An 18,477-nucleotide genomic window follows, 5' to 3' on the forward strand; every position below is an offset into this window, starting at 1 on the left:
AAGCGCGGTCAGGCACGGCCCGCGCGCTGGCGCGGGGCGTGTCGGTGGGCAGGTGCAGGGCGCGCGAGCGGATCACTCGATCACGTCCTCGCGCGGCAACAGCCGCTGGTTGTAGGTGTTGGCCATCACGTAACCGTAGGCGCCGGCATCGGCGATCAGCATCACATCGTCCGGCGCGGTGGACACCGGCAGCTTGCGGCGCTTGCCGAACACATCGCTGGATTCGCAGATCGGGCCCACCACATCGAACGCCGCTTCGGCGTAACCGCCCTGGCGGCTGAGGTTCTCGATGTCATGCCAGGCGTCGTAGAGGGCCGGACGCATCAGCGCGTTCATGCCAGCGTCGAGGCCGACGCGGCGCACGCCGTCCTTCTCCACCACCTGGGTGGCGTGGGTCAGCAGCACACCCGATTCGGCCACAAGGTAGCGGCCCGGTTCGATCGCCAGGCGGAACGCCGGGTGCAGCGCCTTGACCTCGGCCAGGCCTTCGGCCCAGGCCTCAAGGTCGAACGGCTCATCCTCGGCGGAATACGGAATCGGCAGGCCGCCGCCGATGTCGATGGTCTGCACGCTGCCGATGCGGCGCGCAAAACCGGCCAGCTCATCGCACATCAGGCGCCAGTGCTGCGCGGTCTCCACGCCGCTGCCCAGGTGCGCATGCAGGCCCACCACGCGGGTGCCCAGCTCGGTGGCCGCGCGCACGAACTCGTCCACGCGGGCGATCGGCAGGCCGAACTTGGACTCCTTGCCGCCGGTGCGCACCTTGGCATGGTGGCCTTCGCCACGGCCCAGGTCGACGCGCAGCCACAGTTCGCGGTTGCGGAACAGGTCCGGCCAACGCTGCAACGCTTCCACATTGTCGATGGTGACGGTGACGCCGAGCGCGAACGCCGCTTCGTACTCGCTGCGCGGGCAGAAACTGGGGGTGAACAGCACGCGCTTGGGCGACAGTTCCGGCAGATGCTGGAACACGTGCTTCAGCTCGCCGTGCGACACGCACTCCAGGCCGAAGCCTTCGGCCTCCAGCAGCTGCAGGATGGCCGGGTGGCTGTTGGCCTTGATCGCGTAGTAGCGCTGGTCGATCGGCTTGATCGCCGCCAGCGCACGGGCGCGGGCGCGCACCGTCGGCAGGTGATAGACATAGCGCGGCGTGCCGGCATCGGCCAGCTGTAGCAGGTGCGCGCGCTGGCCACGCCACCACGGCGTGCCACGCGGGCGCACGCTGCCGGCGATCTCGCGCCAGCGGGGGCCGAACACTTCGGTCTCTTCCACCGGCATCGCGCCGCTGTCGATCAGCTCGGCATGCAGGATCGGCAGCAGGCCATCGGCATCGGCCTCGTCGATGACGAAGGTCAGGTTCAGGTCATTGGACGACTGCGAGATCATGTGCACGCGCTCGCGGCCGAAGGTGGCCCACACGTCCGACAGCTTGTGCAGCAGCGAACGCATGCCCAGGCCCACCAGCGTGATCGCCGCGCACGGCACGATCACCTTGACCTTGCAGATCTGCGACAGGTCGGCCGACAGCGCGGCCAGTACATCGGTGTTGACCAGGTTCTCCGACGGGTCCAGCGACACGGTGACGTTGGTCTCGGCCGAACCGATCAGGTCCACCGACAGGCCGTGCTTCTTGAACAGGCCGAACACATCGGCCAGGAAGCCGACCTGCTGCCACATGCCGATGCCTTCCATCGACACCAGCACGATGCCGTTGCGGCGGCTGATCGCCTTCACGCCCGGCACCGGCGCGGCGTTGCCATCGATGCTGGTGCCCGGCAGTTCCGGGCGTTCGGTATCGAGGATGGCCATCGGCACACCGGCGTCGCGGCACGGCTTGATCGAGCGCGGGTGCAGCACCTTGGCACCGGTGGTGGCGATTTCCTGCGCTTCGTAATAGTCCAGGCGGGTCAGCAGGCGCGCGTCGGGCACGTCCTTCGGGTTGGCGCTGAACATGCCCGGCACATCGGTCCAGATTTCCACGCGGCTGGCGCCGAGCAGTGCACCGAAATACGCCGCCGAGGTATCCGAGCCACCCCTGCCAAGAATGGCCGTACCGCCATCGGCGTGGCGGGAAATGAAGCCCTGGGTGATCAGCAGGCGGCTCGGCTGTGCGCGGAAGCGCTGCATCCACTCCGCATCGGCACGCCACTGGCAGTTCACCGACAGGCGCTGCGACCAGTCGCTCTGGTTCGGTTGCGGCGGCATCGCGTCCAGCCACTGGCGGGCATCCATCCAGCCCATGTCCAGGCCCGAGGCGCGCAGATAGGCCGCGCCCAGCGTGGAGGACAACAGCTCGCCCTGGCCCAGCACTTCGGCCTGCCAGTCCAGCGGACGGCCGGCCGCGCGTGCGTCGTCCAGCAGGCCCTGCAGCACGGCCAGGCGCTCGGCCAGCACCTCGCGGCCCAGGCCCAGTTCGTCCAGGAAGCCTTCATGGCGTTCGACCAGCGCCGCCACGCGATCACGGCTGTCCGGCGCACCGTCGGCGATCGCGGTCAGTTCGTTGGTGACCCCGGACAGCGCCGAAACCACCACCAGCACGCGCGAGCCGGTCTCTTCCGCGCGTTTTTTTGCCAGCTTCCCGATCGTGTCCCAGCGGTGACGACGCGACACCGAAGTGCCGCCGAACTTCAGTACGATCCAACGATCGACAAGGGGGGAAGCTGACATGGATTGGCTATGTAGAATGTGGGGAAGCCGCCCTCAGGGGCGGAACCTTTGATTCTAAGCGCAATATCCCCGTAGATGGCCGTCCTTCGTTACCTGCAGCTCGATGTCTTCGCCCCCCGCCCCGGCACCGGCAATCCGCTGGGCGCCCTCCTGGACGCCGACACGCTCTCCAGCTACCAGATGCAGGCCCTGGCCGCCTGGCTGAACCTGTCCGAGACGGTGTTCTTCCTGCGCCCCAGCGCACCCGGCGCCGACTACCACATCCGCATCTTCACCCCGACCCGCGAGCTGGCGTTCGCCGGCCACCCCAGCGTCGGCGCGGCCTGGGCAGCAGTGAGCTGCGGCTTGGCGCAACCACGCGACGGCGCCCTGCTGCAGCAGTGCGCGGCGGGATTGCTGCCCGTGCGGGTCAGCGGCCCGGTCGAGGCACCGGAGATCCAGCTGGCCAGCCCACAGGCGCGGCAGCTGGCGACGCCCGCGGATTCGGCACCGGAAGCACTGCTGGCACTGGCCGCCGGTGGGCAGCCGCCCGAACTGTGGGACAACGGCGCACGCTGGTGGCTGCTGCCGCTGCGCGACGCCGCCGCCGTGCGCGACCTGGTGCCGGACATGGCCGCCCTGCGCGACTGGAGCCTCGCCACCGATGCCACCGGCGTAGCTGTGTTCGCCGACGAAGCCGGCAGCGGCCACTCCCGCGTGGTGCGCGCGTTCTGCCCGGGCGACGCGGTGAACGTACCTGAGGACCCGGTGACCGGCAGCGCCAATGCGCTGATCGGCGCCTGGCTGCGGCAGCGCCATGCCCTGCCCGGCCAGGAGGGCCGCTACGTGGCCAGCCAGGGCCGCGAAGTCGGCCGCGATGGCCGCGTGCAGGTGCAGGTGGATGCGCAGGGCAGCGTGTGGATCGGCGGCCAGGTGCAGCCGGTCATCGAAGGCCACATCCACTGGTAGCGCCGGGCCATGACCGGCGGCATCACCGCGCCGCGCTGCGCGCTCGCGGGGCATGGCCCCGCGCTACCATTTCCCCATTTCGCTGGAGCTATCCCTGATGTCCGCACGCCGTTTCCTGCAGCTCGATGTGTTCTCCCCGCGCGCCGGCGCCGGCAATCCGCTGGCCGTGGTGCTGGATGCCGAAGGCCTGGACGATGCGGCGATGCAGGCCATCGCCCGCTGGACGCGGCTGCCCGAGACCACCTTCGTGTTCCCGCCGCAGGCGCCCGGCGCCAGCTACCGGCTGCGCATGTTCAGCCCGCAGAAGGAAGTGCCGTTTGCCGGCCATCCCAGCGTCGGCACCGCGCATGCGGTGCTTAAGGCGGGCCTGGCGATGCCGGTGGACGGTGTGCTGGTGCAGGACGGCATCGCCGGCGCGCTGCCGCTGCGCGTCAGTGGCGAAGGCGCCCAGCAGCGCATCGCCATCCGCACCCCGCGCGCGCAGTTGGCCGAGACCGCCGAGGCCAGCGATCCGCGCCTGCAGGCGGCGTTGAAGGGCTGGCCGCTGGGCCCACTGCCACCGGCACGCATGCAGGGCGGCCGCAGCTGGTGGGTGGTGCAGGTGGCCGATGAAGCGGCATTGCGCGCGCTGCGCCCGGACTGGGACGCGGTGGCCTCGCTGGCCGAATCAACCGACAGCATGGGCGTGTTCGCCTATGCCTTCTGCGATGGCCGAGAAGGCTTCGATCTGGCGGTACGCGCCTTCGTCGGCAACGGACGCCGCTTCGAGGACGCCGCCTCAGGCGCTGCCAACGCCGTGCTGGCCGCGTGGCTGGATCTGCGCGATGCCTTGCCGCGCGGCCGCGTGCCGTTCGAAGTCAGCCAGGGCCGCGAGGTCGGCCACGATGCGCGACTGACCCTTCTGGTGGATGAGGACGGTGAGGTCTGGTCCGGTGGCCAGGTGCAGACGGTGATTACCGGCACCCTTGATTGGTGATCGCCCGTATGCGGTAGCGCCGGGCCATGCCCGGCGTCTTCCCGCTGCGTTCGCCGGGCATGGCCCGGCGCTACCGTCTATCAACCCAGCTCAGCCTCCAGGCTGATCGGCACCGCGCTCAGTGCCTTGGACACCGGGCAGTTCTGCTTGGCGTCATCGGCGATGGCACGGAACGCGGCCGCGTCGATGCCCGGCACCACCGCTTTCACCTTCAGCCGGATCTGCGACAGTTGCGGCCCCCCTTCCAGCGACAGATCGACCTTGGCCTCGGTATCCAGCGAGGTCGGGGTGAACCCGGCTTCGCCGAGCTTGGCCGACAGCGCCATGGTGAAGCAGCCGGCGTGCGCGGCGGCGATCAGCTCTTCGGGATTGGTGCCCTTTTCCTCACCGAAACGACTGTTGAAGCCGTAGCGGGTCTTGTCCAGCAGGCCACTCTGCGGCGTGCTCAACTGGCCCTTTCCCGACTTCAGATCGCCTTCCCAGTGCGCGGTGGCGTGTCGTGAGATTCCCATTCGTGCGGCTCCTGCGTGGTGGTAATGAACACTCACCCTCGCACGCGGCGCGTTAGCCCTGCGTCGCTCCGCCGCAGTCAGGGCGTCCGGCGCGCGCGCTGCGGATGGACGTCTGCTCACCAGGCCGCCACGTATTTCCCCCTTGTTTTCAGTGGTTTCGCGCACTTCACCCGGCTCCGGGCTGCAGCCGCCGGGCGTACCCGGGCGCCCCCATTCCCCACCACCGGCCATGTACTGAATCGGCCTGGATATGAAAAAACATGCACTTTCCGCACTTCGGGCTATTGGCGGCGCCCGAGAGTTGCCCTACATTGCGCTTGCCGACGGGGTTCGGCGCCGACCAAACAACCAACCGTTCACGGAACAGGAAACCATGGCAAAGACCGCTAAGAAGGCTGCCCCGAAGAAGGCAGTGAAGAAAGTCGCGACGAAGGCAGCCGCCAAGCCGGCCGCTCCGAAGCCGATCAAGGAAGTGCTGACCAAGTCGGGCCTGGTTGCACACATCGCTGAAGCGTCCGGCGTTGTCGCCAAGGACGTCCGCGCGGTGCTGGCCTCGCTGGAAGGCGCAGTCGCCTCCTCGGTGCACAAGAAGGGCGCTGGCTCCTTCACCCTGCCGGGCCTGCTGAAGATCACCACCGTCAATGTGCCGGCCAAGCCGAAGCGCAAGGGCATCAACCCGTTCACCAAGGAAGAGCAGTGGTTCGCCGCCAAGCCGGCCACCACCAAGCTGAAGGTGCGCCCGCTGAAGAAGCTGAAGGACGCCGCGCTGTAAGCGCGTACCCTTCTGCTGGTTCGCGACGGGACGGCCTTGGCCGTCCCGTTTTTTTTTGCCCGCGCCCCGGCTGCGCAGAACCCCGCCGCGCGTGGCTCCATCGGCCGCAACACAGCGTTTCCCGGCCTGCGCCATCCCCTGCTCAGGCCCGCCACTGCTGGCCGCGCCCCACCTGCCGCAGCTGCGGAACGTACCGGGTGGAACACTGCGTGCAGCGCCGGTCGTCGCCGCCGGCTGCGCGCTTGCCTATGGTGGGCACATCCTCCACAGCTACGGCGAGCATCCCCCATGGCCAGCCCCTCCACCCGCTACCGCATCTCGGTGACGCCCATCGAAAAAGACGGCGTGCAGTGCACCGGGCGCTGCACCATCGAACTGGAGCATCGCGCCAGCCGCGACCTGATGCGCCTGCTGGAAGCCGCGCCGCGCGCGGCCGGGCTGGGCGGCGACGAACGCGCCACCCTGGTGATCGCAGCACAGCTGCTGCGCGACATCGTGCAGCGCCATGCCGGCAGCGAAGGCCACGCACTGGCCGCCGTTGCCGCGCAGACGCTGGCCGCGCTGGACGCGCTGGAGCAACTGCCCTCCTCCCGCTGACGGCCAGGGAATCGATACACTGCCGCCCTCCAGGTTGCCTCGGGGAGGAGGCAGGCATGTACCGTCAACTGCTGCTGGTCGTACCCCTGTTGCTGCTGGGCTGTTCCCGGCCCGCCACCACACAGGATCCCGCGGGCAAACCTGCCACCGCCACCGACGCGGGCAGCGCCATCGCGCCCGCAGAAGCCGATCCGCCTGCGCTGCAGACGCCGGCCGTCGCGCCGTTGTTCGCCGCCGTCGATGCGGATGCCGAGGCACCGGCCGCGCTGCTGGACCGCTACGTGATGGCGCTGCTCAACCGCGACCGTGCCACCGCCGACGCCGCGTGGACGTTCCCTCCCAGCGACGACGCCCGTGCCGACGATGCCGCGCTGCGCCAGCTGGAGGGCGTGCGCAGCATGCGCCTGAGCACCGAACTGCCGATCGCCCGCGACGGCCAGCAGCCATCGCGGCTGCTGGAAGTTCCAGTGCAGGTGCGCGCACTCACCGCCAACGGCACCTTCCGCTTCGGCGGCTGGTACCGCGTGCAGCCCAGCGCCGATGGGCGCGCCTGGCAGATCCAGTCGGCGCAACTGCGGCCATCGCTGGACTGAACCGTTGCAACGGCATGCACGCACGATTCAGCCAGCAGGACTACTCTGTCCATCATCCATTCCGCCATCGGTCACCACCATGCGCCTGCGTTCCCTGATGACCCGCCTCGCCGCGTCCACCGTACTGATCGCCGCGGCGATCGGCGCGCAGGCGGCGCCCTCGATTTCCGGCCGCGAACTGTCGGTCGGCGCCAGCGATGTGCAGCAGTACCTCGACGGCAGCTTCCCGCGCACCCAGGACGCGTTGGGGGGGCTGATCGCGCTGACCATGAGCCACCCGCAGCTGAGCCTGCCGGCCGGCGAACGCTTGAACCTGGGCATGGACGTGGCGCTGGCCACCGCCGGCGGCAATCCGGCCAAGCTCGGCACGGTCAAGCTCAGCAGCGGCCTGCGCTACGACGCGCAGACCCAGGGCTTCCACCTGCAGCAGCCGAGCGTGGATGACTTCACCCCGGCCAACCAGGGCGGCCGCCTCGACTCGCGCACCCGCGGCCTGCTCAACGCATGGCTGAGCGACTACGCCCAGCGCGAACCGATCTACAAGCTGGACCCGGCCGTGGCCGGGGTGCTGGGCGCCCTGCAGGTGCAGTCGGCGCAGGTCAAGAACGGCAAGCTGGTGGTGACCTTCAACCAGAACCTGGGCAACCTGGTCCCGGCCGGCATCCTCGGCAAATGAGGTAGCGCCGGCCGCTGGCCGGCACCGCCGCCCACCATCATGCAGCCAATGCGCTCACCACCGCCTCGCTGAAGGCGGGAATGTCGTCCGGCTTGCGGCTGGTGATGAGATTGCCATCCACCACCACTTCGGCATCGCGCCAGCTCGCACCAGCGTTGGCCAGATCCTGCTGCAGCGACGGCCAGGACGTCAGTTCGCGGCCCTTGGCCAGCCCACTGTTGATCAGCAGCCAGGGGCCATGGCAGATCGCCGCCACAGGCTTGCCGGCCTCATCCAGCGCGCGGATGAAGGCCAGCGCGGTTTCGTGAGTGCGCAGCGTATCGGGATTGATTACGCCGCCAGGCAGTACCAGCGCATCGAAGCGCGCCGGATCGGCCTCGTCCAGTGGGATATCCACGGCCACCACATCGCCCCAGTTCTTGTCCTTCCAGCCCTTGATGGTGGCCTCCTTGGCCGGCGACACCACGCTCACCCGCGCCCCTTCCGCTTCCAGCAGGCGCTTGGGCTCGGTCAGTTCGGACTGTTCAAAACCGTGGGTGGCGAGGATGGCGATGTTCCTGCCCTTGAGCCGCTCTGCCATGGGTGCACTCCAGTTCGGGGGGAGTGCGCAGAGTGGCCGATCCGCCATTGAACGCGGGTGACCCGACCGTGCACGGCAGGTGCAGATGCCGACGGGTAGTGCCGGCCGCTGGCCGGCATCACGTGTGCCCCATGCCGGCCAGCGGCCGGCACTACCAGGGGTCTCAGCGCTTGGGCTGCAGCATGGTGCCGGTGCACTTGGGCGAGCCGCAACGGCACTCCCAGATCTTCTTCAGCTTCGCGGTGTGGCGCTCGGCCAGCACGATGCCGTAGTTGTAGGTCAGCTCTTCGCCGGCCTTGATATCGCGCAGCGCCTCAATGAACACCTTGTCACCGCGGCTGTCACCATCCTCGTCCTCCTCGATCACCGCCTCGCAGTTCGGGTCGCAGCTGTGGTTGATCCAGCGCGCATCATTGCCCTTGTAGTTGGCATCGATCACCCAGTCGTCATTGAGGGTGAACAGGAAGGTATGACCGCTTTCAACATCGCCGCTGTCATCGGCATCGACGTCGCCGTGGCTGCGCAGCAGGCCCTTGTACTGGATCACGCGCTCGCCCTGCTTGATCGGGGCCACGGCGAACACGCCGTTGCCATGGATGGCGGACTTGCGGGCTTGGATCTTCTTCGGCATCGGCACGGGCTGTTTGCAGCGAAAGGAAGGGGGATTCTCGCCCATTCCGGGTGATTGCGAAAATCACCCCGGTAGCGCAGCATTGCGCCCCCGGCAACGGCCCCGGCGTGTACTCCCGGCCAGGCCCCAGCGCCGGCTGAATACCCGGGTTGGATGGCGGCGAAGAAAAGCGTACAATTTCAGTCCGCTTTAAGAACCACTCGCATCCCCATGTTGCGCGTCACCAAGCTCACCGATTACGCCACCGTCGTGCTGACCGTGCTCGCCGCCCGACCGGGCGAGGTGCTCAGTGCCACTGAACTGGCCGAATTCACCGGTCTGGAACCGCCCACCGTCAGCAAGGTGCTCAAGCCGCTGGCCCAGGCCGGCCTGGTCGAGGGCCTGCGGGGTGTGCGTGGCGGCTACCGCCTGACCCGCCCGGCCCTGGAGATCTCGCTGTTTGAAGTGGTCGAGGCGATGGAAGGGCCGCTGGCCCTGACCGAATGCAGCCACGACCACCACCAGTGCGGCATGGCGCCCAAGTGCGGCGCGCGCAGCAGCTGGCGGCTGATCAACGACGTGGTATCCGAGGCCCTGCGCGATGTCAGCCTGGCCCAGATTCTGCCCCCCCTTCCCCTTGTCGATGACGAACAGCGCCGCACCATCGCTGTCGACGTCGTCTCCTGATCCGTAGGCAGCCCCCCCATGGCCACCGAAACCATCGAAAACGTCGCCCACGACGACGCCCCCAACCGCGAGATCCACGAGCAGCTCGGCCGCAAGTATTCGGCCGGCTTCATCACCGAGATCGAATCGGACTCGCTTCCGGCCGGCCTGGACGAGGACACCATCCGTGCCCTGTCGGCCAAGAAGGAAGAGCCGGAGTGGATGACGCAGTGGCGCCTGGACGCCTACCGCCACTTCCTGACCATGCCGATGCCGGACTGGGCCAAGCTGGAGATCGCGCCGATCGACCTGCAGGCGCTCAGCTACTACTCCGCGCCGAAGGGCCCGAAGTACGCCTCGCTGGACGACGTGCCCAAGGAACTGCTCGACACCTACGACAAGCTGGGCGTGCCGCTGCATGAGCGCGCCAAGCTGGCCGGGGTGGCGGTGGATGCGGTGTTCGACTCGGTCTCCGTCGGCACCACCTTCCGCAAGGAGCTGGCCGAGAAGGGCGTGATCTTCTGCTCGATGTCCGAGGCCATCAAGGAGCACCCCGAACTGGTGCGCCAGTACCTGGGCACCGTGGTGCCGGTCGGCGACAACTACTTCGCCGCGCTCAACTCGGCGGTGTTCTCCGATGGCAGCTTCGTGTTCATTCCCAAGGGCGTGCGTTGCCCGATGGAACTGAGCACCTATTTCCGCATCAACGCCGGCCACACCGGCCAGTTCGAGCGCACCCTGATCGTGTGCGAGGACAAGGCCTACGTGTCCTACCTGGAAGGCTGCACCGCGCCGATGCGCGATGAGAACCAGCTGCATGCGGCGGTGGTGGAACTGGTCGCGCTGGAAGATGCGGAGATCAAGTACTCCACCGTGCAGAACTGGTACCCGGGCGACGAGAACGGCGTGGGCGGCATCTACAACTTCGTCACCAAGCGTGCCGAATGCCGCGGCGCGCGCAGCAAGGTCACCTGGACCCAGGTCGAGACCGGCTCGGCGATCACCTGGAAGTACCCGTCCTGTGTGCTGCTGGGCGACGATTCGGTGGGCGAATTCCACTCGGTGGCACTGACCCACCACCGCCAGCAGGCCGACACCGGCACCAAGATGATCCACGTCGGCAAGCGCACCAAGAGCAAGATCGTCAGCAAGGGCATCAGCGCCGGCCGCGGCCAGAACACCTACCGTGGCCTGGTCAAGGTGGACCGCAATGCCGATGGCGCGCGCAACTACACCCAGTGCGATTCGCTGCTGATCGGCAAGCAGTGCGGTGCCCACACCTTCCCCTACATCGAGGTGAAGAACCCCGGCGCCACCGTCGAGCACGAGGCCACCACCTCCAAGATTTCCGACGACCAGCTGTTCTACTGCCGCGCCCGTGGCATCAGCCAGGAAGACGCGGTGTCGATGATCGTCGACGGCTTCTGCAAGCAGGTGTTCCGCGAACTGCCGATGGAATTCGCGGTGGAAGCCAAGAAGCTGCTGGAAGTCTCGCTGGAAGGTTCGGTGGGCTGATCGCCCGCCCCCTGCCCCCTCGCAAACGCATTCTCTTTACCGGCGGGCCACGGCCCGCCCCACGGAACCCCCACCATGCTGAAGATCGAAAACCTCCACGCCCGCATCGGCGACAAGGAAATCCTCAAGGGCCTGTCGCTGGACGTGAAGCCCGGCCAGGTGCACGCCATCATGGGCCCCAACGGCGCCGGCAAGTCCACCCTGGGCAATGTCCTGGCCGGCCGTGACGGCTATGAAGTGACCGAAGGCAGCGTGCAGTTCGAAGGCAAGGACCTGCTCGACCAGGACCCGGAAGCGCGCGCCGCCGCCGGCCTGTTCCTGGCGTTCCAGTACCCGGTGGAAATCCCGGGCGTGAACAACACCTACTTCCTGCGTGCCGCACTGAACGCGCAGCGCAAGGCGCGTGGCGAAGACGAACTGGATTCCATGCAGTTCCTCAAGCTGGTACGGCAGAAGCTGGCCGTGCTGCACCTGAAGGACGAACTGCTGCACCGTGGCGTCAACGAAGGCTTCTCCGGTGGCGAGAAGAAGCGCAACGAGATCTTCCAGCTGGCCGTGCTCGAGCCGAAGCTGGCGATCCTCGACGAAACCGATTCGGGCCTGGACATCGACGCGCTGAAGAGCGTGGCCGACGGCGTCAACGCACTGCGTGCCGCCGACCGCTCGTTCCTGGTCATCACCCATTACCAGCGCCTGCTGGACTACATCAAGCCGGACGTAGTGCACGTGCTGGCCGATGGCCGCATCGTCAAGACCGGCGGCCCGGAACTGGCGCTGGAACTGGAAGCGCACGGCTACGATTTCCTCAAGGATCGCGTGGTGCGCGAGGCGGCGGTCTGATGAGCGCGCTGCTCGACTCGATGGCCCAGGCCTTCTGCGGCAGCGATGCGCGCCGCGAAGTGCTCGACGCGGCCCTGCGTGACGGCCTGCCGGCCGCCCGCAACGAAGCCTGGAAGTACACCTCGCTGCGCCAGCTGGAGCGCCGCGCATTCGCCGCCGCACCGCTGGCCGCGCCGGCACTGGATGCCGCACTGCTGGAGGACATCCCGGCGCCGCGCCTGGTGTTCGTCAACGGCCGCCTGGATGCCGCGCTGAGCGATGTGCAGGCACTGCCGGCCGGCGTGCAGCTGCAGCCGCTGTCGGCTGCGCTGGCTGCTGGCGAGGATGCCGTGCGTTTCCTCGGTCGCCGCTACGAGCGCAGTGAGGAGATCTTCGCCCGCCTCAACGCCGCACTGGCCGATGAAGGCGTTGTACTGCGCGTGGACGAAGGCGTGCAGGTCGAAACGCCGCTGCAACTGGTGTTCGCCAGCGTGGCTGGCGATACCGACCTGGCCTGGCACCACCGCCACCTGATCGAACTGCGTGCCGGCGCCAGCCTGGGCGTGGTCGAACACCGCTTCAGCGTGGGCGATTCGGCGCACCTGGACAACACCGTGCTGCACGCCCATGTCGCCCGCGATGCCGTGCTCAAGCATGCCCGCGTGCAGGCCGGAAGCGCGCGCCAGACCAGCTTCCTGCGTACCGACGCGGTGCTGGCACGCGATGCCCAGTACCACCGTGTCGATCTGGAACTGGGCGCCGCGCTCAGCCGCCATGAACTGAACGTGCGCCTGGAAGGCGACAACGCCCAGCTGACCGCCAATGGCGTGCTGCTCGGCACTGGCCGCCGCCACGTCGAGACCCGCCTGGGTATCGATCACATCGCCCGCGATACGAGCTGCGAACTGCTGTGGCGCGGCGTCGCCGCCAACCGCAGCCGCGTGGTGTTCCATGGTGGCATCCAGATCCGCGAAGGCGCCGACGGCACCGATGCGAACCTGTCCAACAAGAACCTGCTGCTGTCGGCAGACGCCGAGATCGATACCCAGCCGACGCTGGTGATCGACGCCGATGAAGTGAAGGCCGCCCATGGCGCCACCGTCGGCCAGCTCGATGCCAATGCGCTGTTCTACCTGCGTTCGCGTGGCCTGCCGCAGGCCCAGGCGCAGGCGCTGCTGAGCGCCGCGTTCTGCCACGAACCGCTGAAGGTGCTGCCCGACGCGCTGCGCGAGCAGCTGGCACGCCGCCTGGACAAGGCCCTGGCCGAGGCGGGTGTGGCATGAACCTGTCCACCCCGCGCCCGATCGAAACCCCCAGCGGCGCCCCCGACTGGGACCGCGTCCGCCTCGACTTCCCGCTGCTGATGCGCGAAGTGCACGGCAAGCCGCTGGTCTATTTCGACAATGCCAACACCGGCCAGAAGCCGGTGCAGGTGATCGGCGCGGTGGACGAGTTCTACCGCCGCTACAACGCCAACGTCAGCCGCGCGGTGCATGCGCTGGGCAGCGAAGCCACCGACGCCTACGAAGGTGCACGCAACAAGCTGGCGCGTTTCCTCAACGTGCGCCCCAGCGACCTGGTGCTGTGCAGCGGCACCACCTTCGCCATCAATCTGGTGGCGTATTCGTGGGCCCTGCCACGACTGAAGGCCGGTGACGTGATCCTGGTCTCGCGCATGGAGCACCACGCCAACATCGTGCCGTGGCAGCTGGTCGCGCAGCGCACCGGCGCCACCATCCGCGTGGCCGAGATCACCCCCGATGGCGCGCTGGACCTGGATGCGCTGCGTGCGGCGATGACCCCCGAGGTCAAGCTGCTGGCGGTCACCCATGTGTCCAATGTGCTGGGCACGGTCAACCCGGTGCGCGAGATCTGCCGTGAAGCGCGCAAGCGCGGCATCATCACCGTGGTCGATGGCTCGCAGGCAGTGCCGCACCGCAAGGTCGACGTCGCCGCGATCGGCTGCGACTTCTACGCCATCACCGGCCACAAGATGTGCGGCCCGACCGGTACCGGTGCGCTGTGGGCGCGTCGCGAGCACCTGGACGCGATGCCGCCGTTCCTCGGCGGTGGCGAGATGATCAAGGAAGTCAGCTTCGACGGCACCGTGTTCAACGATGCCCCGCACAAGTTCGAAGCCGGCACCCCGAACATCGCCGGCTTCATCGGCCTGGGCGTGGCCGCCGACTACCTGCAGCAGCTGGGCCAGGACAACGTGGAAGCGCGCGAAGCCGAACTGCTGGCGCACTTCACCGAAGAACTGCGCCGCGTTGACGGCCTGCGCATCATCGGCGAAGCGCCGGAGAAGGCGGCGGTGGTCTCGTTCCTGATCGACGGCGCGCATGCGCACGATCTGGCCACCCTGCTCGACCTGGAAGGCGTGGCCGTGCGCTCGGGCCAGCACTGCGCGCACCCGTTGCTGCAGTACTTCGGGGTGGCGGCCACCTGCCGTGCCTCGCTGGCGTTCTACAACACCCACGCCGAGATCGAGCGCTTCATGACCGCGCTGACCAAGGTGCGCAAGCTGCTGGGCTGAGCCCGGCAGACGGGGTCAGATCCCTTTTGCCCCGCGAAAGGGATCTGACCCCACGCCGCTCCCCCATTTGCGCCCGCCCACCGCCCACCTAGAATGGGCCGATGAGCACCCTGACCTTCCGCGCCGCCACGTCGGCCGACATCCCCGCCCTGATCACCCTGGTCACCTCGGCCTACCGGGGCGACGCCAGCCGCGTTGGCTGGACCACCGAAGCCGACCTGCTGGACGGCGCCCGCATCGACGCCGAAGGCATCCAGGGCGACCTCGACCGCCCGCGCTCCACCATCCTGCTGGCCGAACGCGAGGGCCAACTGGTGGCCTGCGCCCACGTCGCCGATGTCGACGGCAAGGGCTACTTCGGCATGTTCTCGGTCGACCCGGCCCAGCAGGGCGGCGGCGTCGGCAAGCAGCTGATGGACGCGGCCGAAGCGCACGCCGCGCGCGAGTGGAACGTGCCGGTGATGCAGATGACGGTGATCGACGTGCGCGACGAACTGATCGCCTTCTACGAACGCCGCGGCTACCGCCGCACCGGCATCAAGAAGCCGTTCCCATATGGCGATGAGCGCTTCGGCATCCCCAAGCGCGACGACCTGCGCTTCGAGATCCTGGAAAAGCCGCTGGCAGGAGCCGCTGCGTGAGCGATACCTGGACCTTCGTCTGTGCCCGCAACGAGCTGCTGCCGGGTGAAATGAAGAGCGTGTTCGACGAGGTGACCGGCACCCCGATCGTGGTGTTCAACCTCGATGGCGAGCTGTACGCGCTGGAGGACCAGTGCACGCATGAAGAGTTCGAGCTGTCCTCGGGCGAGTTCAACACCACTGAGGGCAGCGTGGAGTGTGTGCTGCACGGCGCGCGCTTCGACGTGCGCGATGGCCGCGCCCTGTGCGCCCCGGCCTATACCCCGGTGCCCAAGTTCCCGGTCAAGCGCGAGCACGACGCGGTCTGGACGCGCGACGACCGCGATTGAGGCCGCGCCCGTAGCCGTGGGCATCCACCCGTGGGGTGGATCTACAGAAATGCCGTGAGGGCCTTCCCAGGGCGCTTCGGGGCCACCCCGACGGCCCGCCACATTCCGTACATGCGAATCATTATCGTTGATGTTATTCTACGTAACATCTTCGTAACGACTCCGCCCCTGCGCCATGGCTTCGCCCGCGCCCACCGCCACGTTGTGCCAGCTCGCCCGCCACGGGTGGCCGCTGCTCGTGGCCGGGTTGCTGACGCTGCTGCTGGGCTGGTCGGCACTGCACGAAGGACGTGGCAGCAACCCGGCCGCGCACGGCTGGCAGGCACACGCGGACGTTCTGCTGCAGGCCATGCCGCTGCCGGACTCACCGGCCGATGACTGCCCGCAGCACGCCGCGCCTGCCCCCGAGCCGCCGCTCGATGGCGAGGCCGGTACGTCCTGCACCGGCACACCGTCTCCGCGCGCCATCCTGGTCGCGCACATTCCGCTGTGGCGCTCCGACGCCCTGCGTTGGCAGCTGCACGATCCTGCGCTGCGCTTGAACCCCGGCCACGCACCGCCCGCACCGCACGCCATCTGAGGCGCCCTGCGGCTGTTGCCGTGCGCCTGAAGTCGTTCACCGTGTAGCCGAGCATCGGCTCGGCTCTACAGCACCCGTTTCCTGCCTGCCGCCACCCCTGCGTGCCGGCCCGCGCCCTTTCCCGATCCAAGCCACCACCCACCGCCATGACCCATATCAAGACCCGCAAGTACGCCCCGCGCGTTTCCCTGCTCGCCTCGGCCACCCTGGCCGCCGGCTTCGCACCGCTGGCCGCACAGGCCGCCGACGGCGCCGCCTCCGGCGCCAACAAGGCCACCGACCTGGACAAGGTGCAGGTGCGCGGCAGCTGGTTCAATCCGTCCTCGCCGAAGTTCACCGCCGAACTGCTGGACACCCCGAAGTCGGTGTCGATCGTCTCGGAGAAGCTGATCGCCGAGACCGGCGCGACCAACCTGCAGGATGCGCTGCGCATGGTGCCGGGCATCACCTTCGGCGCCGGCGAAGGCGGCAACCCGACCGGCGACCGCCCGTTCATCCGTGGCTTCGATTCGCAGAGCAACGTGTTCGTCGACGGCCTGCGCGACGTCGGCTCGCAGACCCGCGAAATCTTCGATCTGGAGCAGGTGGAAGTGGTCAAGGGCCCGAGCTCGGCCTACGGCGGCCGTGACTCCGGTGGTGGCAGCCTGAACCTGGTGAGCAAGACGCCGAAGCTGAAGGACGAGACCAGCGCCAGCATGGGCATCGGCACCGACAGCTACGCCCGCGGCACCGTGGACGCCAACTACGTGCTGGGCGATGGCATCGCTGCCCGCCTGAACCTGATGAAGCACGAGTCGGACATCGCCGGTCGTGATGCGGCCAACGTCAGCCGCTGGGGCATCGCGCCGTCGATCGCGTTCGGCCTGAACGGCCCGGCGCAGCTGATCGCCAGCCACTACCACATGCAGAGCGATGACCTGCCGGACGCGGGTGGCTTCCCGTACGGCAACCCGAACGGCGCGCCGGCCGCGAAGTGGGTCGATGGCCGCCCGATGGTGCCGGACCGCAACAACTACTACGGCCTGGTTGATCGTGACTTCCAGCGCACCCGCGCCGACATCAGCACCCTGGACGCCAGCTACGACTTCGGCGGCCACAAGCTGCGCAACATCGCGCGCCTGGGCAACACCAGCAACGATTATCTGTGGACCCAGCCGGACGACAGCCAGGGCAACCCGAACAACTACGGCACCTTGTGGCGCCGTACCAACAGCCGCGCGGTCGACGTCAAGAGCTTCGCCGACCAGCTGGGCCTGACCGGTGCCTTCCAGACCGGCGCGCTCAAGCACAGCTACAGCGCGGGTGTGGAGTACAGCGACGAGAAGATGACCCGCGGCAGCTACCTGATGACCCCGGGCACCAGCAACCCGCTGACCGGCAACAGCAAGTGCCCGACCACCGGCGCGGCCACCGGCTACAACTGCACCAGCTTCACCAACCCGAACCCGAACGATCCGTGGGCGGCCACCCACTCGGTGTACCGCAGCGACAAGGCGCTGGACGTCGAACAGCGCACCAAGACCAAGTCGGCCTACCTGTTCGACACCCTCGAGCTCAACGCACAGTGGAGCTTCAACGTCGGCCTGCGTTACGACGACTACAGCACCACCCTGACCACCCCGGTGGCGGGCAAGGCCCCGACCCGCGTGCGCAATGACAACGACTTCCTGAACTACCAGGCCGGCGTCGTGTTCAAGCCGGCGGCCAACGGCAGCATCTACCTGTCCTGGGGCACCTCCTCGACCCCGCCGGGCATGGACGGTGGCGACGGCTCGGACGGCCTGAGCGCAGCGGTGGCCGACCTCAAGCCGCAGGACACCAAGAACCTGGAACTGGGTACCAAGTGGGACCTGCTGGACAACCGCCTGAACCTGACCGCGGCGATCTTCCACACCGTGATGAACAACGCACGCGTGACCGTGGACAACGGCACCAGCCAGAACGCGGGCAAGAAGGAGATCAACGGCTTCGAGCTGGGCTTCAACGGCCAGCTGACCGATGCCTGGAGCCTGTACGGCGGCTACACCTACCTGGACTCGGAACTGAAGGACAACGGCTTTGTGTGCGCCGTGTCGGGCCGTACCTGCCCGTCCAACGTGTACGTGCCCTCGCCGTACAACGGCAACGTGTTCCCGAACACCGCCAAGCACAGCGCCAACCTGTGGACCACCTACCGCTTCCCGATCGGCCTGACCGTCGGCGCCGGTGCGTTCTACTCGGACAAGCAGTACGGTGATGTGGCCAACACCAAGTGGATCGCCAGCTACACCCGCTTCGACGCGATGGCCAGCTACGCGATCCAGGACAACATCAGCCTGCAGCTGAACGTACAGAACCTGACTGACAAGACCTATTTCACCAAGGCCTATGCCTCGCACTACGCGAGCATCGCCCCGGGGCGCTCGGCCACCCTGGCACTGAACGTGAAGTTCTGATCCAGCGTTGCTCCACCACGGCGGC

Annotated in this window: 19 protein-coding genes; 15 read left to right on the forward strand and 4 right to left on the reverse strand. The window is 68.0% G+C overall.

Features of this window, described 5'->3' with window-relative positions:
* Positions 1-72: 72 nt before the first annotated feature.
* On the reverse strand, positions 73-2,667 hold the full coding sequence (locus LZ605_RS10535; RefSeq protein WP_249844775.1) for a bifunctional aspartate kinase/diaminopimelate decarboxylase: 2,595 nt from the start codon (positions 2,665-2,667) through the stop codon (positions 73-75).
* A gap of 75 nt (positions 2,668-2,742) precedes the next feature.
* Between LZ605_RS10535 and LZ605_RS10540 the strand changes: the two genes are divergently transcribed.
* Positions 2,743-3,615, forward strand: a complete 873-nt coding sequence (locus LZ605_RS10540; protein ID WP_249844776.1) for a PhzF family phenazine biosynthesis protein — start codon at positions 2,743-2,745, stop codon at positions 3,613-3,615.
* Between the two features lie 97 nt (positions 3,616-3,712).
* Positions 3,713-4,591: a PhzF family phenazine biosynthesis protein gene (locus LZ605_RS10545; RefSeq protein ID WP_249844777.1), complete on the forward strand. Its 879-nt coding sequence runs from the start codon at positions 3,713-3,715 to the stop codon at positions 4,589-4,591.
* 80 nt (positions 4,592-4,671) lie between these two features.
* Here LZ605_RS10545 and LZ605_RS10550 read toward each other — a convergent pair whose 3' ends face one another.
* Positions 4,672-5,103 (reverse strand): OsmC family protein, encoded by a 432-nt coding sequence (locus LZ605_RS10550; protein ID WP_107230118.1) that lies wholly within the window; start codon positions 5,101-5,103, stop codon positions 4,672-4,674.
* 373 nt (positions 5,104-5,476) lie between these two features.
* Here LZ605_RS10550 and LZ605_RS10555 point away from each other — a divergent pair, with 373 nt between their 5' ends.
* The 4 genes from LZ605_RS10555 (at position 5,477) to LZ605_RS10570 (ending at position 7,741) form a co-directional block, all read left to right on the forward strand.
* Positions 5,477-5,875, forward strand: coding sequence for an HU family DNA-binding protein (locus LZ605_RS10555; RefSeq protein WP_053516661.1), 399 nt, complete (start codon positions 5,477-5,479; stop codon positions 5,873-5,875).
* 288 nt (positions 5,876-6,163) lie between these two features.
* Positions 6,164-6,472, forward strand: coding sequence for a DUF3861 family protein (locus LZ605_RS10560; protein ID WP_249844778.1), 309 nt, complete (start codon positions 6,164-6,166; stop codon positions 6,470-6,472).
* A 56-nt stretch (positions 6,473-6,528) separates the two neighbouring features.
* Positions 6,529-7,065, forward strand: a complete 537-nt coding sequence (locus LZ605_RS10565; RefSeq protein WP_249844779.1) for a hypothetical protein — start codon at positions 6,529-6,531, stop codon at positions 7,063-7,065.
* 79 nt (positions 7,066-7,144) lie between these two features.
* Entirely contained in the window at positions 7,145-7,741 is a 597-nt protein-coding gene (locus LZ605_RS10570) for a DUF1439 domain-containing protein (RefSeq protein ID WP_249844780.1), read from the forward strand.
* Positions 7,742-7,778: 37 nt separating this feature from the next.
* Here LZ605_RS10570 and LZ605_RS10575 read toward each other — a convergent pair whose 3' ends face one another.
* Both LZ605_RS10575 and LZ605_RS10580 read right to left on the reverse strand, forming a co-directional pair.
* On the reverse strand, positions 7,779-8,321 hold the full coding sequence (locus LZ605_RS10575) for a type 1 glutamine amidotransferase domain-containing protein (protein ID WP_249844781.1): 543 nt from the start codon (positions 8,319-8,321) through the stop codon (positions 7,779-7,781).
* Between the two features lie 163 nt (positions 8,322-8,484).
* The gene (locus tag LZ605_RS10580; RefSeq protein ID WP_108748844.1) at positions 8,485-8,952 is read right to left on the reverse strand and encodes an SET domain-containing protein; all 468 of its coding nucleotides are present in this window, start codon (positions 8,950-8,952) and stop codon (positions 8,485-8,487) included.
* 210 nt (positions 8,953-9,162) lie between these two features.
* Between LZ605_RS10580 and LZ605_RS10585 the strand changes: the two genes are divergently transcribed.
* From LZ605_RS10585 to LZ605_RS10625, 9 genes are all read left to right on the forward strand, one after another.
* Positions 9,163-9,618: an SUF system Fe-S cluster assembly regulator gene (locus LZ605_RS10585; protein WP_107230113.1), complete on the forward strand. Its 456-nt coding sequence runs from the start codon at positions 9,163-9,165 to the stop codon at positions 9,616-9,618.
* A gap of 18 nt (positions 9,619-9,636) precedes the next feature.
* Positions 9,637-11,112, forward strand: a complete 1,476-nt coding sequence (gene sufB, locus LZ605_RS10590; RefSeq protein WP_249844782.1) for a Fe-S cluster assembly protein SufB — start codon at positions 9,637-9,639, stop codon at positions 11,110-11,112.
* Positions 11,113-11,187: 75 nt separating this feature from the next.
* Positions 11,188-11,952, forward strand: coding sequence for a Fe-S cluster assembly ATPase SufC (sufC, locus tag LZ605_RS10595; RefSeq protein ID WP_249844783.1), 765 nt, complete (start codon positions 11,188-11,190; stop codon positions 11,950-11,952).
* Positions 11,952-13,214 (forward strand): Fe-S cluster assembly protein SufD, encoded by a 1,263-nt coding sequence (gene sufD / locus LZ605_RS10600; RefSeq protein ID WP_249844784.1) that lies wholly within the window; start codon positions 11,952-11,954, stop codon positions 13,212-13,214. The genes sufC and sufD overlap by 1 nt, the downstream gene beginning before the upstream one ends.
* Entirely contained in the window at positions 13,211-14,467 is a 1,257-nt protein-coding gene (locus LZ605_RS10605; RefSeq protein ID WP_106549258.1) for a cysteine desulfurase, read from the forward strand. Before sufD ends, LZ605_RS10605 begins: the two co-directional genes overlap by 4 nt.
* 101 nt (positions 14,468-14,568) lie before the next feature.
* Positions 14,569-15,108 carry a GNAT family N-acetyltransferase gene (locus tag LZ605_RS10610; RefSeq protein WP_107230108.1) on the forward strand — a complete coding sequence of 180 codons (540 nt, stop codon included), beginning with the start codon at positions 14,569-14,571 and terminating at the stop codon, positions 15,106-15,108.
* Positions 15,105-15,437, forward strand: coding sequence for a non-heme iron oxygenase ferredoxin subunit (locus LZ605_RS10615; protein ID WP_249844785.1), 333 nt, complete (start codon positions 15,105-15,107; stop codon positions 15,435-15,437). The genes LZ605_RS10610 and LZ605_RS10615 overlap by 4 nt, the downstream gene beginning before the upstream one ends.
* A 175-nt stretch (positions 15,438-15,612) precedes the next feature.
* Entirely contained in the window at positions 15,613-16,017 is a 405-nt protein-coding gene (locus LZ605_RS10620; protein ID WP_249844786.1) for a hypothetical protein, read from the forward strand.
* A gap of 146 nt (positions 16,018-16,163) precedes the next feature.
* Positions 16,164-18,452, forward strand: coding sequence for a TonB-dependent receptor (locus LZ605_RS10625; RefSeq protein ID WP_249844787.1), 2,289 nt, complete (start codon positions 16,164-16,166; stop codon positions 18,450-18,452).
* Positions 18,453-18,477: the final 25 nt, after the last annotated feature.

Source organism: Stenotrophomonas maltophilia (genome assembly GCF_023518235.1).
Classification (GTDB): Bacteria; Pseudomonadota; Gammaproteobacteria; order Xanthomonadales; family Xanthomonadaceae; genus Stenotrophomonas.